The organism is Streptomyces sp. A5-4 (assembly GCF_051131715.1).
Classification (GTDB): Bacteria; Actinomycetota; Actinomycetes; order Streptomycetales; family Streptomycetaceae; genus Streptomyces.
The window spans coordinates 695,239-709,291 of sequence record NZ_CP178591.1 but is presented as its reverse complement, the minus strand read 5'-3'; the positions used below and the strand labels follow the sequence as shown (position 1 = coordinate 709,291).

13 protein-coding genes are annotated in these 14,053 nt (G+C 71.7%); 9 read left to right on the top strand and 4 right to left on the bottom strand.

Translation table 11 applies throughout. The annotated features are described in order from the left end of the window. Nucleotides 1-90 precede the first annotated feature (90 nt). From ACLLJJ_RS03130 to ACLLJJ_RS03110, 5 genes are all read left to right on the top strand, one after another. Nucleotides 91-603: a flavin reductase family protein gene (locus ACLLJJ_RS03130; RefSeq protein WP_434587712.1), complete on the top strand. Its 513-nt coding sequence runs from the start codon at nucleotides 91-93 to the stop codon at nucleotides 601-603. Nucleotides 604-803: 200 nt separating this feature from the next. Beyond that, complete coding sequence (locus ACLLJJ_RS03125; protein ID WP_434587711.1) at nucleotides 804-1,589, top strand: electron transfer flavoprotein subunit beta/FixA family protein; 786 nt, start codon at nucleotides 804-806, stop codon at nucleotides 1,587-1,589. 61 nt (nucleotides 1,590-1,650) lie between these two features. Beyond that, entirely contained in the window at nucleotides 1,651-2,613 is a 963-nt protein-coding gene (locus tag ACLLJJ_RS03120) for an electron transfer flavoprotein subunit alpha/FixB family protein (protein ID WP_434587710.1), read from the top strand. Between the two features lie 153 nt (nucleotides 2,614-2,766). Beyond that, nucleotides 2,767-4,050 (top strand): DUF6986 family protein, encoded by a 1,284-nt coding sequence (locus ACLLJJ_RS03115; RefSeq protein WP_434587709.1) that lies wholly within the window; start codon nucleotides 2,767-2,769, stop codon nucleotides 4,048-4,050. A gap of 70 nt (nucleotides 4,051-4,120) precedes the next feature. Beyond that, nucleotides 4,121-5,968, top strand: a complete 1,848-nt coding sequence (locus tag ACLLJJ_RS03110) for a serine/threonine-protein kinase (protein ID WP_434600282.1) — start codon at nucleotides 4,121-4,123, stop codon at nucleotides 5,966-5,968. A 24-nt stretch (nucleotides 5,969-5,992) separates the two neighbouring features. Here the strand turns inward: ACLLJJ_RS03110 and ACLLJJ_RS03105 are convergent, their stop codons facing one another. Beyond that, nucleotides 5,993-6,988: a LacI family DNA-binding transcriptional regulator gene (locus ACLLJJ_RS03105; RefSeq protein ID WP_434600281.1), complete on the bottom strand. Its 996-nt coding sequence runs from the start codon at nucleotides 6,986-6,988 to the stop codon at nucleotides 5,993-5,995. Nucleotides 6,989-7,172: 184 nt separating this feature from the next. Between ACLLJJ_RS03105 and ACLLJJ_RS03100 the strand changes: the two genes are divergently transcribed. Both ACLLJJ_RS03100 and ACLLJJ_RS03095 read left to right on the top strand, forming a co-directional pair. After that, complete coding sequence (locus tag ACLLJJ_RS03100) at nucleotides 7,173-8,132, top strand: ROK family protein (RefSeq protein WP_434587708.1); 960 nt, start codon at nucleotides 7,173-7,175, stop codon at nucleotides 8,130-8,132. A 288-nt stretch (nucleotides 8,133-8,420) separates the two neighbouring features. Continuing rightward, the gene (locus tag ACLLJJ_RS03095; RefSeq protein WP_434587707.1) at nucleotides 8,421-8,924 is read left to right on the top strand and encodes a tetratricopeptide repeat protein; all 504 of its coding nucleotides are present in this window, start codon (nucleotides 8,421-8,423) and stop codon (nucleotides 8,922-8,924) included. Between the two features lie 32 nt (nucleotides 8,925-8,956). Here the strand turns inward: ACLLJJ_RS03095 and ACLLJJ_RS03090 are convergent, their stop codons facing one another. After that, nucleotides 8,957-9,145: a hypothetical protein gene (locus ACLLJJ_RS03090; protein WP_434587706.1), complete on the bottom strand. Its 189-nt coding sequence runs from the start codon at nucleotides 9,143-9,145 to the stop codon at nucleotides 8,957-8,959. 293 nt (nucleotides 9,146-9,438) lie between these two features. On the opposite strand from ACLLJJ_RS03090, the gene ACLLJJ_RS03085 reads away from it, so the two are divergent. Next, a complete protein-coding gene (locus ACLLJJ_RS03085; protein ID WP_434587705.1) occupies nucleotides 9,439-10,476 on the top strand; it encodes an NUDIX domain-containing protein in 1,038 nt (345 codons plus the stop codon). Here the strand turns inward: ACLLJJ_RS03085 and ACLLJJ_RS03080 are convergent. Next, nucleotides 10,435-11,148: an MBL fold metallo-hydrolase gene (locus tag ACLLJJ_RS03080; RefSeq protein WP_434587704.1), complete on the bottom strand. Its 714-nt coding sequence runs from the start codon at nucleotides 11,146-11,148 to the stop codon at nucleotides 10,435-10,437. The genes ACLLJJ_RS03085 and ACLLJJ_RS03080 overlap by 42 nt on opposite strands. A gap of 92 nt (nucleotides 11,149-11,240) precedes the next feature. Then, a complete protein-coding gene (locus tag ACLLJJ_RS03075; RefSeq protein WP_434587703.1) occupies nucleotides 11,241-12,605 on the bottom strand; it encodes a dipeptidase in 1,365 nt (454 codons plus the stop codon). 155 nt (nucleotides 12,606-12,760) lie between these two features. Here ACLLJJ_RS03075 and ACLLJJ_RS03070 point away from each other — a divergent pair, with 155 nt between their 5' ends. Next, nucleotides 12,761-14,053, top strand: coding sequence for a geranylgeranyl reductase family protein (locus ACLLJJ_RS03070; protein WP_434587702.1), 1,293 nt, complete (start codon nucleotides 12,761-12,763; stop codon nucleotides 14,051-14,053).

Here is a 14,053-nt window from a genome sequence, read left to right as displayed (position 1 = left end):
TGGCCCGCGACGCGGGTGCGCGCTGTCCGGGTGCCTGAGCACCCACGGACTCGTATGCACCCTCCGCAGAAGGAAACGAAGGACAATCCGATGACGGCCTCCTCGCTCGATTCCCCCCGCCAGGCCCTGCAGGGCTCTCCCGACCTGCTCCGCTCGGTCTTCCGGCAGCACGCGGCCGGCGTCGCGGTGATCACCGCGCGGGGCCCGGCGCCCGTCGGGTTCACCGCCACCTCGCTGAACTCGGTGGCCGCGGACCCGCCCCTGATCTCCTTCGGCGTGGGCACCGGCTCGTCCAGCTGGCCCGTCCTGGCCGAGGCCGAGCACATCGGCGTCCACATACTCGCCGAGGGCCAGCAGGAGCTGGCGGCCACCTTCGCGCGCAGTGGCGCGGACCGTTTCGCGCCACCCACCCGGTGGCGTACGGGGCCGGAAGGCGTGCCCCTGCTCGACGGCGTACTGGCGTGGCTGGTGTGCCGAGTCGTGGCGCGGGTGCCGGCGGCGGATCATCGCATTGTGCTCGGCCAGGTCGTCGCGGGCGACCCTGCCGGGACGGGCCGGCCGCTGCTCTATCACCAAGGACGCTTCAACGCGCTGAGGGACTGAGAGTTCCTGGTGGACCGGGATGCCCCACCGTTGGGAAGGTCACAGTTCAAAGCGCTTGCTTACGGGGAATGTACTGGGTGTACTGACGAGTAATATTCCAGTCGGAGCGCGGTCCGCCCCGACCGGGATCCGCCCCTTCAGGCGCCTATGCTGCCTGCAACGAGGCACCAAAAAGTAGACGATGCAGTAGGAGAGCCGGCGTGAGCCTGAGGATCGTTGTCTGTGTGAAGTACGTGCCCGACGCCACCGGTGATCGGCACTTCGCCGATGACCTGACTGTCGACCGCGACGACGTCGACGGCCTGCTGTCGGAGCTGGACGAATATGCCGTCGAGCAGGCGCTGCAGATCGCCGGCGAGGCGGACGACGCGGAGATCACCGTGCTGACCGTCGGCCCCGAGGACGCCAAGGACGCGCTGCGCAAGGCGCTGTCCATGGGCGCGGACAAGGCCGTCCACGTCGAGGACGGCGATCTGCACGGCACCGACGTGATGGGCACCTCGCTGGTGCTCGCCAAGGCCGTCGAGAAGACCGGTTACGACCTGGTCATCTGCGGCATGGCGTCGACCGACGGCACCATGGGTGTCCTGCCGGCGATCCTGGCCGAGCGCCTGGGCGTCCCGCAGGTCACCCTGCTCTCCGAGGTCTCCGTCGACGGGGGCGTCGTCAAGGGCCGTCGTGACGGCGACAGCGCGAGCGAGCAGCTCGAGGCGTCCCTGCCGGCCGTCGTGTCCGTGACGGACCAGTCGGGCGAGGCCCGCTACCCGTCCTTCAAGGGCATCATGGCGGCCAAGAAGAAGCCGGTCGAGTCCCTGGACCTGGGTGACCTGGACATCGACGCCGACGAAGTCGGCCTCGCGGGCTCCTGGACCAAGGTCGAATCCGCCACGGAGCGCCCCGCCCGTACGGCCGGCACGATCGTCAAGGACGAGGGCGAGGGCGGCAAGCAGCTGGCCGAGTTCCTCGCGGGCCAGAAGTTCATCTAGGCCCGCGTGCCACCAGTTGCCCCAGATTCTTCGCACTCGCCACTCGCAGGAGAGCAATCCCATGGCTGAAGTTCTCGTCTATGTCGACCACGTGGACGGCGCCGTCCGCAAGCCCACCCTTGAGCTGCTGACGCTCGCCCGTCGGATCGGCGACCCCGTCGCCCTCTCGCTCGGCGCAGGCGCCGAGGCCACCGCCGCCGTGCTCGCCGCACACGGCGCCGTGAAGGTCCTCACCGTCGACGCTCCCGAGCTCACCGACTACCTCGTCGTGCCGAAGGTGGACGCGCTCCAGGCCGCGTACGAGGCCGTTTCGCCGGTCGCCGTGCTCGTGCCGTCCTCCGCCGAGGGCAAGGAGATCGCGGCCCGCCTCGCGGTCCGCATCGGCTCCGGCATCATCACCGACGCCGTCGACGTCGAGGCCGGTGACGAGGGCCCGGTGGCCACGCAGGCCGTGTTCGCCGCGTCGTACACCACCAAGTCCCGCATCTCCAAGGGCACGCCCGTCATCACGGTCAAGCCGAACTCCGCGCCGGTCGAGGCCGCCGCGGCGGCGGGCACCGTCGAGGCGCTCGCCGTGTCCTTCTCCGAGCTGTCCACCGGCACCAAGGTGGTCTCCCGCACCCCGCGCGAGTCCAGCGGCCGTCCCGAGCTGACCGAGGCCCCGATCGTGGTCTCCGGCGGCCGTGGCGTCAACGGTGCCGAGAACTTCTCGGTCATCGAGGCCCTCGCCGACTCGCTCGGTGCTGCCGTGGGCGCCTCGCGCGCCGCGGTCGACGCCGGCTGGTACCCGCACTCCAACCAGGTCGGCCAGACCGGCAAGTCGGTCTCCCCGCAGCTGTACATCGCGTCCGGCATCTCCGGCGCGATCCAGCACCGGGCCGGCATGCAGACCTCGAAGACCATCGTGGCCATCAACAAGGACGCCGAGGCCCCGATCTTCGACCTGGTCGACTACGGCGTGGTCGGCGACCTCTTCGCGGTCGTCCCGCAGCTGACCGAAGAGGTCCAGGCCCGTAAGGGCTGACCTGCGGAAGTCTATTGGGCCGGGGCCGTGCGGTGATCTTCACCGCGCGGCCCCGCGCTGTTTCCGGCAACCATTGACGCAGACAGCGGGCGCCTATTAACTTCACTATGCGGATTATTGATTCCGTGAAGCGGAAACTTGGAGGGTGTGGGAATGGGTCAGCAGGAGACGGTGGCAACGAGCCTCGCGGGCGCGATCAGCGAGGGAATCAGCGCTTCCCTCGCGCCGGTGGACGCGGACCTCGCCCGCCGCTACCCGGGGGACCCGGGCACCCGCCAGCCCGTCCACACCGTCTACGTCCCCGCTGACGTCTTCGCCGCCGGCACCGTGCGCGCGTGGGGCGACCAGGCACTCGCCGCCCTCGACGAGCACGCACCGGACGCCGCCGCCCTCGCGGGCGTCCTCGGCATCCCGGACGAGCACGCCGAGTCGGTCCACGCGCGCGTGCGGGCCAAGCTGGAGCGCGAGCCCGTGGAAGACCTGCGGATCGACTTCGAGGACGGCTACGGCCCGCGCCCCGACGCGGAGGAGGACGCGGCGGCCGCCCGCGCGGCCCGCCTGATCGCCGAGGCGTACGACAACGGCACCGCGGCCCCGTTCATGGGCATCCGCATGAAGTGCATGGAGGCGGCGGTACGCGACCGGGGCATTCGCACACTCGACATCTTCCTCACCGGGCTGATGGACGCCGGCGGCCTGCCCGACGGCCTCGTCCTGACGCTGCCCAAGGTGACGTACGCCGAGCAGGTCACCGCGATGGTGCGGCTCGTCGAGGAGTTCGAGAAGGCGCGGAGCCTGGAACCGGGACGGATCAGCTTCGAGATCCAGATCGAGACCACCCAGTCGATCCTCGGCGCCGACGGCCGAGCCACCGTCTCGCGCATGATCGAGGCCGCCGACGGCCGGGCCACCTCGCTGCACTACGGCACCTTCGACTACAGCGCCTCCTGCGGTGTCTCGGCGGCCCACCAGTCGCTGGACCACCCGGCCGCCGACCACGCCAAGGCCGTCATGCAGGTCGCGGCGGCCGGCACCGGTGTGCGGCTGTCCGACGGCTCGACGAACGTCCTGCCGGTCGGTGCGACCACGCAGGTCCACGACGCGTGGCGACTGCACCACGGTCTGGTACGCCGCTCGCTGGCCCGTGCGTACTACCAGGGCTGGGACATGCACCCGGGCCACCTGCCCACCCGCTACGCCGCGGTGTACACCTTCTACCGCGAGGGACTTGAGCAGGCGGCTGCCCGGCTCACCGCGTACGTGAGCCGCGCGGGCGGCGACGTGATGGACGAACCCGCGACCGCCAAGGCGCTCAGCGGTTATCTGCTGCGTGGCCTCGACTGCGGGGCCGTGGATGTCGCGGAGGTCGCCCGGCTCACCGGCATGACCCGTGCCGACCTCGACGCGCTTGCGGGCCGCCCGGTCGTCGTCAAGTAGCAGGCACAGCTGTCACTGCTGCCCCGTACTCTGTACCCGACCACAGTCGGACCACAGGAACGGGGCAGTGGTGTCAACGGGGGAGAACGAGCGGCTCGCCGGCCGCTATCGAGTGATCGAGCAGCTGGGCCGGGGCGGAATGGGCGTGGTGTGGCGCGCCGTCGACGAGGTGCTCGGCCGTGAGGTCGCCGTCAAGGAACTGCGGACGTACAACGACTCGTCGGCGCCCGAACTGGCCGATCTGCGGGTGCGGATGCAGCGTGAGGCACGGGCCGCCGCGCGAGTGCGGCACCCCGGAGTCATCGCCGTGCACGACGTCACCGACCACAACGGGCGCCCGGTCATCGTCATGGAGCTCGTCGACGGGCCTTCGCTGGACGACATCCTGACCGAGCGCGGAGTCCTGGACCCGCGCGAAGCGGCGTCCATCGGCGCCGAAGTGCTGCGGGCGCTGGGCGCCGCGCACCGCGTCGGGGTGCTGCACCGTGACGTGAAGCCGGGCAACATCCTGCTGGACCGCAGCGGCCGGGTGGTCCTCACCGACTTCGGTATCGCCGCGATGGACGACCCGGGGGACGGCTCGACCACACACCTCACGCGCAGTGGTGAACTGGTCGGATCCCTCGACTACTTGGCGCCCGAGCGCGCCCAGGGCAACGACCCGGGCCCGGCGTCCGACGTCTGGGCGCTCGGCGCGACGCTGTACGCGGCGGTGGAGGGCTCCTCGCCGTTCCGCCGCACCTCGACCTGGTCGACGCTGACGGCGATTGTCGTGGATCCGCTGCCGCAAGCGCGGCGCGCGGGCCCGCTGGGGCCCGTACTCCAGCTGCTGATGCACAAGGACCCCGCGCAGCGTCCCGACGCGGACACGGCGGCCGGGCTGCTCGCGGCGGTCGCGGCCGGGGAGGACACCGCGGTCACCACGACGCTGGGCGGCGACGTCCGCGGCGCAATACCCGGGGGAATCGCGGACCGGGGCCCACAGGATGTTCCGAGCGGCCCGCCGCTCGTCGCGCCGCGCGGGGTGACCGAGCGCGATGTGCTGCCGCACCGGCCCGAGGGTTTCGGACCTGCGGTGAGCCCGATGCCGATGCCCGCGCAGCCGGGTCCCGGCCCCGGTCCGGCGCCGGGCCCGGCGACCGCCGGGACTCCTCTCCCGAAGCGGCGGTCCGGGCGCGGGAAGGTCCTGGTGGCGGTGGGCGTGGTGGCCGTTCTGCTGGCCGGGGGCGGTGTGACGTACGCGCTCACCGACCATGCGGAGACGTCGTCCGGCGGTCTGGCCAAGGGCACGGAGAAGAGCGAGTCTCCCGGCGGCAGCGAGCAGATCCCCACCGGCGGCAAGCCCTCCGGGGCGAAGAAGCCGGCCGGCCCCGAGCCCACAGGGCAGGGCGGCGAGAAGACCCCGAAGGCCGACGCGAAGAAGCCGCCCGCCAAGGGCGACGGCGACAAGGAGGCCGGTGGATCCGGCGGTTCCGGTGACTCGGGCGGCTCCGACGGCGGGACCTCGGGCTCCTCCGGAGGCGCGGACGGGGGAAGCACATCGGGCGGCTCCGGCGGTAAGACGACCGGGTCCGCCGGAGGCGGTTCCACGTCCGCGACCGGCGGCGGGGGCGACCCCGGCACCTCGGAGCCTGCCCCCGTCTGCGACGGCGTCGGCGGCGGAAAGTACAACTGCAATGTCTGGCGCAGCGCGAAGTCCTACACGGCGGGCGGCGCCGAAGCGGGGGTGCTGAACGCCGGCATCAACTACTTCTTCTGCCAGCAGAACCTCGGGCGCCGCGAGACGCACGGCCAGTGGACGAACGTCTGGTGGGCCAAGACCGACGACGACAGCGGCAACACCGGAGTCTTCGTCAGCACCGTCTACCTCAAGGGCGGCGACAACGACACGCCGCTGCCCGGCCTGCCGGTCTGCTGAGGCGCCGCCGTGTTCCCCGCATGCTCAGCACGCCCGGTTCCAGGGCCTGATCTCGCCCGAGCCACGGGCGATGAGGCGGGTCGGGAGCTCCACACGCGCCGGGGCGTCGTCCGAGCCGTCCAGGCGCCGGAAGAGCCGGTCGGCCGCGGTGCGGCCCAGCGTGGCGGCGTCCTGGGCGATGACGGTGAGTCCCGGCTGCAGCAGGTCGGCGAGTTCGATGTCGTCGAACCCGACCAGGGCGATCGGGTGCTTCCGGCCGGCCAGCACGCGTACGGCCGTCACGGTCACCCGGTTGTTGGCCGCGAATATCGCCGTTACGGGCTCGGGGGCGTCCAGCATCGCGGTCGTCGCGTCCCCCACCCGCTCGGGGGCGGTGCTGCCGAGCGACACCCAGGAGTCGTCGACCCGCAGCCCGGCGCCCTCCATCGCGGCGTGATAGCCGCGCAGCCGCTCGATGGCGGTGTGGATGCGCGGCTGGTCGCCGATGAAGCCGATACGGCGGTGCCCGTGGGCGATCAGATGGGCGACGCCTTCACGCGCACCGCCGAAGCTGTCGGAGAGCACCACGTCCGCGTCGATCATCCCGGCGGGGCGGTCCACGAAGACGGTGGCGATGCCCGCCGCGATCTCCGGCTCCAGATAGCGGTGGTCGTCCCCGGCGGGGATCACTATCAGACCGTCGACCCGCCGGGCGCACAGAGCGAGCACCAGTTCCTGCTCCCGGGCGGGGTCCTCGGCGCTCGATCCGTTGATGAGGAGGGCGCCGTGGGCGCGGGCCACTTCCTCGACGGCGCGGGCCAGCGGCCCGTAGAAGGGGTCGGCGAGGTCTTCGAGGACCAGGCCGATGCTGGCGGTACGGCCCTTGCGCAGCACTCGGGCGCTGTCGTTCCGGCGGAAGCCCAGGGCGTCGATGGCCTCCTGGACACGCCGTTCGGTGTCGGGCGTGACGCCCGCCTCGCCGTTCACCACCCGGGAGACCGTCTTGAGGCCCACCCCGGCGCGCGAGGCGACATCCTTCATGGTCGGCCGGGTGCCGTAACGGGGCTCGGGTCGGCTCGTGGTCTCGGCCACAGTGCGCTGTCCTGTCGTTGTCGAATGTGTCAAAGGGTGTGGCGTCGAGCATAGAGCCTGGACAACGTTGTCAGCTGAATAGAGACTGGTCCCTGACCTGCCACCATCCTGCCCACCTGGAGACCCGACACCGATGTACACCGACCTCGTCGCCGCCCTGGACATCGGCGGTACCAAGATCGCCGGAGCTTTGGTGGACGGCAGCGGGCGGATTCTCCTGCGGGCACAGCGGCCCACGCCCGCACGCGAGGACGGCGAAACGGTGATGCGCGCCGCCGAAGCGGTCCTCGCCGAGCTGACCTCCTCGCCGCTCTGGGAGCGTGCCGGCGCCGTCGGTATCGGCAGCGCGGGTCCGGTCGACGCCTCCGCCGGTACGGTCAGTCCGGTCAATGTCCCCGGCTGGCGCGGCTTTCCGCTGGTCGACCGGGTGCGGACGGCGACCGGCGGACTGCCGGTGTCCCTGGTCGGCGACGGCGTCGCGATGACGGCGGCCGAGCACTGGCAGGGCGCGGCCCGCGGTTACGACAACGCGCTGTGCCTGGTCGTCTCGACCGGAGTGGGCGGCGGGCTCGTCCTCGACGGGAAGCTGCACACCGGGCCGACGGGCAACGCGGGCCACATCGGCCACATCAGCGTCGACCTGGACGGCGATCTGTGCCCGTGCGGAGCGCGCGGCTGTGTGGAACGCATCGCCAGCGGGCCCAACATCGCGCGCAGGGCCCTCGACAACGGCTGGCAGCCGGGACCGGACGGCGATGCCACCGCCGCGGCCGTGGCATCGGCGGCCAGGGCCGGGGACCCGATCGCCGTAGCCTCCTTCGAGCGGGCCGCCCAGGCCCTGGCCGCCGGCATCGCCGCCACCGCGACGCTCGTCGAGATCGAGATCGCGGTCGTCGGCGGGGGAGTCGCGGGCGCGGGCGATGTGCTCTTCACGCCCCTGCGTCGTGCGCTGCGCGACTACGCCACGCTCTCGTTCGTCCAGGGCCTGACCGTCGCCCCGGCGCTGACCGGCACCGACGCGGGTCTGGTGGGTGCGGCGGCGGCCACGCTCGGCGGAAGGCCGGGCGAGACGGCCGCGGCCGCGATCGGCTGACCGCCGAACAGCCGCACGCCAGGGTCACGGCAGAGAGCTGCCGACCGGGACCCACCCCCGCCCGGGACCGCTGCCCGGTTGAACGTACGGCCGGCCCAACCACGCTGTCAGTGCCCGCCGTTAGGCTGGCCCGAACAATCCCCTACCCAGGGTGTTGCTGCTGCTGTGGTGCCCCGCCCGTGATGCAGGCGGGGCACTGCTACGTCGGGGGGACGTCCAACGGGCCGGGAGGGTCGGCCGTTTCCAGGGGTTTGCCGGTCGCGCCGACTCGTGCCGGCGTGGGCCGACATGAACGATGATCGCGAACGGGACGCGGCGCTGTCGCAGGCCGTACGACTGCGCGAGCAGGGGCAGATCCAGCAGGCGCGCGAGGAGTTGGTGGCGCTCGCACAGCGCCATCCGCAGGACACCGAAATCGCGTACCAGGCCGGGTGGGCGCATGACGTGCTCGGTCTTGAGGCCGAGGCAGTCCCGTTCTACGAACGGGCCCTGAGCGGCCCCGGCCTCGCGGCGGAGGACCGGCACGGCGTCTTCCTGGGCCTGGGAAGTACCTACCGGGTGCTTGGTCGCCACGAGCTGTCGCTGCGGACCCTGCGTGGCGGCCTCGCGGAGATTCCGCGGGACCCGGCGCTGCAGGCCTTCCTGGCCATGGCGCTGTACAACGCGGGTCAGGGCCGCGAGGCGGTGCGGACCCTGCTCAAGACCCTGACAGCCACCAGCGCCGATCCCCGCGTGCGGAGTTACCGCCGTGCGATCGACCATTACGCCGACGACCTCGACGCCATGGAGTAGGGCGCGGGAGCGCCGGCCCGCCCGGTCGGGCGTCAGCCCGTCGCGCAGGTCCCCACCCGCCGCGACCGCTGCTCCACGATCACCAGGAAGGCGTCCGACTCCAGGTCCATCACGACCTCGGCCGGGCAGCCCTCGGCGCGCCGTGCGTGGGCGAATTCCTCCGCCGGCCAACTGCCCCGCGGACCCCCGGCCGGGAACTGCTCCAACACCGTGCGGCTCATGCTGTGCCCCGTTTCCGTGCGTGCTCGCGTACGTGCTTGCTTTCGTGGTCACCGGACTCGTGCTCGTGTGCCCCAACGAGACGGCGTACGCATGCGTCACGGTTCCCCCGTCCCACCAGGGCGCTTCTCATACGGTTCGACGCCGCACGGGGGCGGGAACGTTGCTTCCTGTCGGCAACAGCATCGGCACGGTTGTGTGCCCGAACGGTCGCAGGCACCATGCCGCGACCCCGGGTTTCCGTGGCAGGGTGTTGCGGGCAAGCCACTGGGGGCAACGGAGAAAAGGGGGAACCGTGATCGTCTGGATCAACGGTGCGTTCAGTGCGGGCAAAACCAGCGCCGCACGCGAACTGATCGATCTGATCCCGAACAGCACTTTCTACGACCCGGAGTTGATCGGCGCGGGACTGCGGCAGCTGCTGCCGCACAAGAGGCTGGCCGAGGTCGACGACTACCAGGATCTGCCGATCTGGCGCCGCCTGGTCGTCGACACCGCCGCTGCCCTGCTGGCCGAGGTGGGCGGCATTCTGGTGGTGCCGATGACGCTGCTGCGCCAGGAGTACCGCGACGAGATCTTCGGCGGGCTCGCCTCCTGCCGGATCCCGGTGTGTCATGTGCTGCTGTCGACAGGCGAAACGATCCTGCGCGGGCGCATCGCCGCCCGTGAGGAGCTGCCGGACGACCCGGAGGGCAATGAGCGCGTCCGGCAGTGGGCGTCCGCGCACATCGAGCCCTACCGGGCGGCCCTGCCCTGGCTCAGCGCCGACGCGTACGTCGTCGACACCGACGGGCTCACCCCCGCCCAGACGGCGCTGCGCATAGCCGACGCGGTACGGACCGGGGCCGTCGAGAGCTGCGAGATCGTACAGACTCCCGCACCGATCGCCGAGACCGTCGCCGCGGGGGTCCTGCTCTTCGACGAGGCGGACCGGGTGCTGCTCGTCGACCCCACGTACAAGCCCGGCTGGGAATTCCCCGGTGGTGTGGTGGAGCCCGGCGAGGCGCCCGCGCGCGCGGGCGTGCGCGAGGTCGCGGAAGAAATAGGGATAGAACTCGCCCGTGTACCCACGCTGTTGGTGGTCGACTGGGAGCCGCCACGGTCACCCGCGTACGGCGGGCTGCGGCTGATCTTCGACGGCGGGCGGCTGGAGAGCACGCAGGCCGAACACCTGCTGCTGCCGGGCGCCGAGCTGCGCGACTGGCGCTTCGTCACCGAGAAGGAGGCGGCCGGACTGCTGCCCCCCAACCGATTCGAGCGGCTGCGCTGGGCGCTGCGGGCCCGCGAGCGGTCAGTCGTGCTCAACCTGGAGGCCGGAATCCCGGTCGGCTGAGGCCCGCAGGACCGCCGCCGCGTCGTCCGTCAGCGGGTCGCCGTGACCGAAGCACACGGTGCTGGGGGCGAGCGCCGCCAGTCGGCGGAACGAGGCCAGGGCCCGCTTCCGGTCCGTGTTGAACACGCCCAGCATGACCTCGCCCACGGCCGCGACACAGTCGCCCGTGAACAGCACGCCGTGCCGCGGCAGATGGATGCCGATGCTGCCGTCCGTGTGGCCGGGGGAGTGCACCACGCGTGCGCCGCCGCCGAACTCCAGCACGTCACCGTCCTCGGCCTCCCGGTCCACCCGGGTGGGCGGGGCGGGCGGCACGGTCAGCCCGTGCGCGTACAACGGGCGCTCCCAATCGAGCAGTACGGGCTCGGGCACCGGCTGCTCGCCCCGGACGACGGGTGCGTCGAGCCGGTGCGCCACGATCTCGGCGCCGTACCGCTCGGCCAGTCTTTGCGCGGCGCCGACATGGTCACGGTGGCAGTGGGTCAGCACGATCCGGCGAAGACCGGACGGATCGAGTCCTAGGCCGCGTATCGCCGCCTCGATCGGGGCCGCGGCGTTCCTGTCGCCCGCGTCGACGAGGGTCAGTTCGGCGCCGTCGCGCCACAGGTAGGCCTGGCCGATCGGGAAGCGGAACATGTGCAGACGCTGCGGAACGACTTCGACGAGATCCATGCGGCGAACGTAGGCACGGGGGCCGTCCGCCGCACGGATCTTCGCTGTCGGCGACTTCGCCGTCAGCGGAGTCCGGTTGTGTGCCGGGCCGCTCAGACCTGCTTGGACCGCGCGTAGTTGACCAGGAACAGCGCCTCGGTGACCGACAGCCTCTCCAGCTCCTCGGGCGAGACGCTCTCGTTCACCGCGTGGATCTGCGCCTCCGGCTCGCTCAGCCCGATGAGCAGGATCTCCGCCTCGGGGTAGAGCGAGGAAAGCGTGTTGCACAGCGGGATCGAGCCGCCCATGCCGGACGCCTGCATCTCCTCGCCCGGGTACGCCACGCTCATCGCGTCCGCCATCGAGGTGTACGCCGGGCTGGTGATGTCGGCCTTGAAGGGCTGGCCCTGGCCCACCTGCTCCACCGAGACCCGCGCGCCCCACGGCGTATGCGATTCGAGGTGCGCGGTCAGCAGCTTGGTGGCGTCGGCCGCGTCCTGGCCCGGCGGAACCCGCAGGCTGATCTGCGCGCGGGCACTGGCCTGCAGCGACGGAGTGGCGCCCACCACCGGCGGGCAGTCGATGCCGACGACGGTCACCGCGGGGCGGGCCCAGATGCGGTCGGCGACGCTGCCGTCACTGATCAGCCCGACGCCGTCGAGCACCCTGGCGTCCTTGCGGAACTCCGCCTCGGGGTACTCCAGGCCGTCCCAGGAGGCGTCCGCGGTCAGCCCGTCCACGGTCGTCGTGCCGTCCTCGTCGCGCAGCGAGGCCAACAGCTGGATGAGCGCGGCGAGCGCGTCCGGGGCGGCGCCTCCGAACTGGCCCGAGTGCAGGTTCCCTTCGAGGGTGTCGATGCGTACCCGCAGCATGGTCATGCCGCGCAGGGTCGCGGTCACCGTCGGCAGGCCCACCCGGAAGTTGCCGGTGTCGCCGATGACGATGGTGTCCGCGGCCAGCAGATCGGGATGCGCCTCGGCGTACCGCTCCAGGCCACCGGTGCCCTGCTCCTCCGAACCCTCCGCGATCACCTTCACCGAGACCGGGACGCCACCGTTGGCCTTGAGGGCGCGCAGCGCGAGCAGGTGCATGATGAAGCCGCCCTTGCAGTCCGCCGCGCCACGCCCGTACCAGCGGCCGTCGCGGTCGGTCAGTTCGAATGGCGGGGAGAGCCAGGCGTCCTCGTCGAGCGGCGGCTGCACGTCGTAGTGCGCGTACAGCAGGACGGTCGGTGCGTCCGCCGGGCCGGGCAGGAATCCGTAGACGGACTGGGTGCCGTCGGGGGTGTCCAGGAGTGCGACGTCCTGGAAGCCCTCGGAGCGCAGCGCGTCGGCCACCCAGTTCGCGGCGGCCTCGCACTCGCTCTTCGGGAACTGGGCCGGGTCCGCCACCGACTGGAAGGCCACCAGCTCGGTCAGCTCCGTTTTGGCGCGGGGCATCAGTGAGGCGATGGTCTCGGCGATCGGATGGACGGTCATGGGCACGCTCCTCGTGGGTGCGACGTTGAGATACGTGTACGTGTTCGTATGGCACGTACGGGGGCGATCCTCCCACAGGGAGACCGGTCGGCCCCGAGCCGTAGGATGCGGTCAGCAGTACGGGACACCGGGCGGATCAGGAGCAGAAGCACATCGTGAGCAGCGAGAACGCAGACGCCGGACGTGGACACGAACAACCGGTGTGGGACGTCGTAGTGGTCGGCGCCGGGCCCGCGGGGGCCTCGGCGGCCTATGCGGCCGGGGTCGCGGGACGGCGCGTACTCCTGTTGGAGAAGGCGTCGCTCCCGCGCTACAAGACATGTGGGGGCGGCATCATCGGGCCGTCGCGCGACGCGCTGCCGCCGGGCTTCGAACTGGCCTTCAGGGACCGCGTGCACGCCGTGACGTTCTCGTTGGACGGGAAGCTGACACGGACACGCCGCTCGAAGCAGATGCTCTTCGGCCTCATTAACCGGCCGGAGTTCGACGCCGGTCTGGTGGCGGAGGCGCAGAAGGTCGGTGCCGTCCTGCGCACCGGCACGACGGTGGCGCGCGTCGAGCAGCACGGCGCGGCCGTGCCGGACCGGCGCACGGTGGCGGTCGTCCTGTCGGACGGCGAGACGGTGCTGGCCCGTGCGGTGGTCGGCGCCGACGGCAGCGCCAGCCGGATAGGAGCGCATGTCGGGGTGAAGCTCGACCAGGTGGACCTCGGCCTGGAGGCGGAGATCCCGGTGCCTGCGACGGTCGCCGAGGACTGGGCGGGGCGGGTGCTCATCGACTGGGGCCCGATGCCCGGCAGTTACGGCTGGGTGTTCCCGAAGGGAGAGACCTTGACGGTCGGGGTGATCTCGGAGCGCGGCGAGGGCGCGGATACCAAGCGGTATCTGGAGGACTTCATCGCCCGGCTCGGGCTCGCCGGGTTCGAGCCCGCACTGTCCTCCGGACACCTGACGCGGTGCCGCAGCGACGACTCGCCGCTGTCGCGCGGCCGGGTGCTGGTGTGCGGGGACGCGGCCGGACTGCTGGAGCCGTGGACGCGCGAGGGGATCTCCTTCGCGCTGCGCTCCGGGCGGCTCGCGGGTGAGTGGGCCGTGCGGATCGCGGAGACGCAGGACGCCGTGGACGCCCGCCGCCAGGCGCTGAACTACGCCTTCGCGATCAAGGCGGGGCTCGGCGTGGAGATGGGCGTCGGGCGGCGGATGCGCACGCTCTTCGAGAAGCGGCCGGGAATGCTGCACGCGGCACTCACCGGATTCCGCCCCGCGTGGAAGGCGTTCGCGGGGATCGCCCGCGGTTCGACCACGATGGCGGAGATGGTGCGTTCGCACCCGATGGCGCAGCGTGCGCTGAGCGCGCTGGACCGCAGGTCGTTGGCCGCCAACCCGGCGTCGGACAGCCCGGCGTCGGACAAGCCGGCGTCCGGCAAGCCGGCGTCCGGCAAGGAGTGA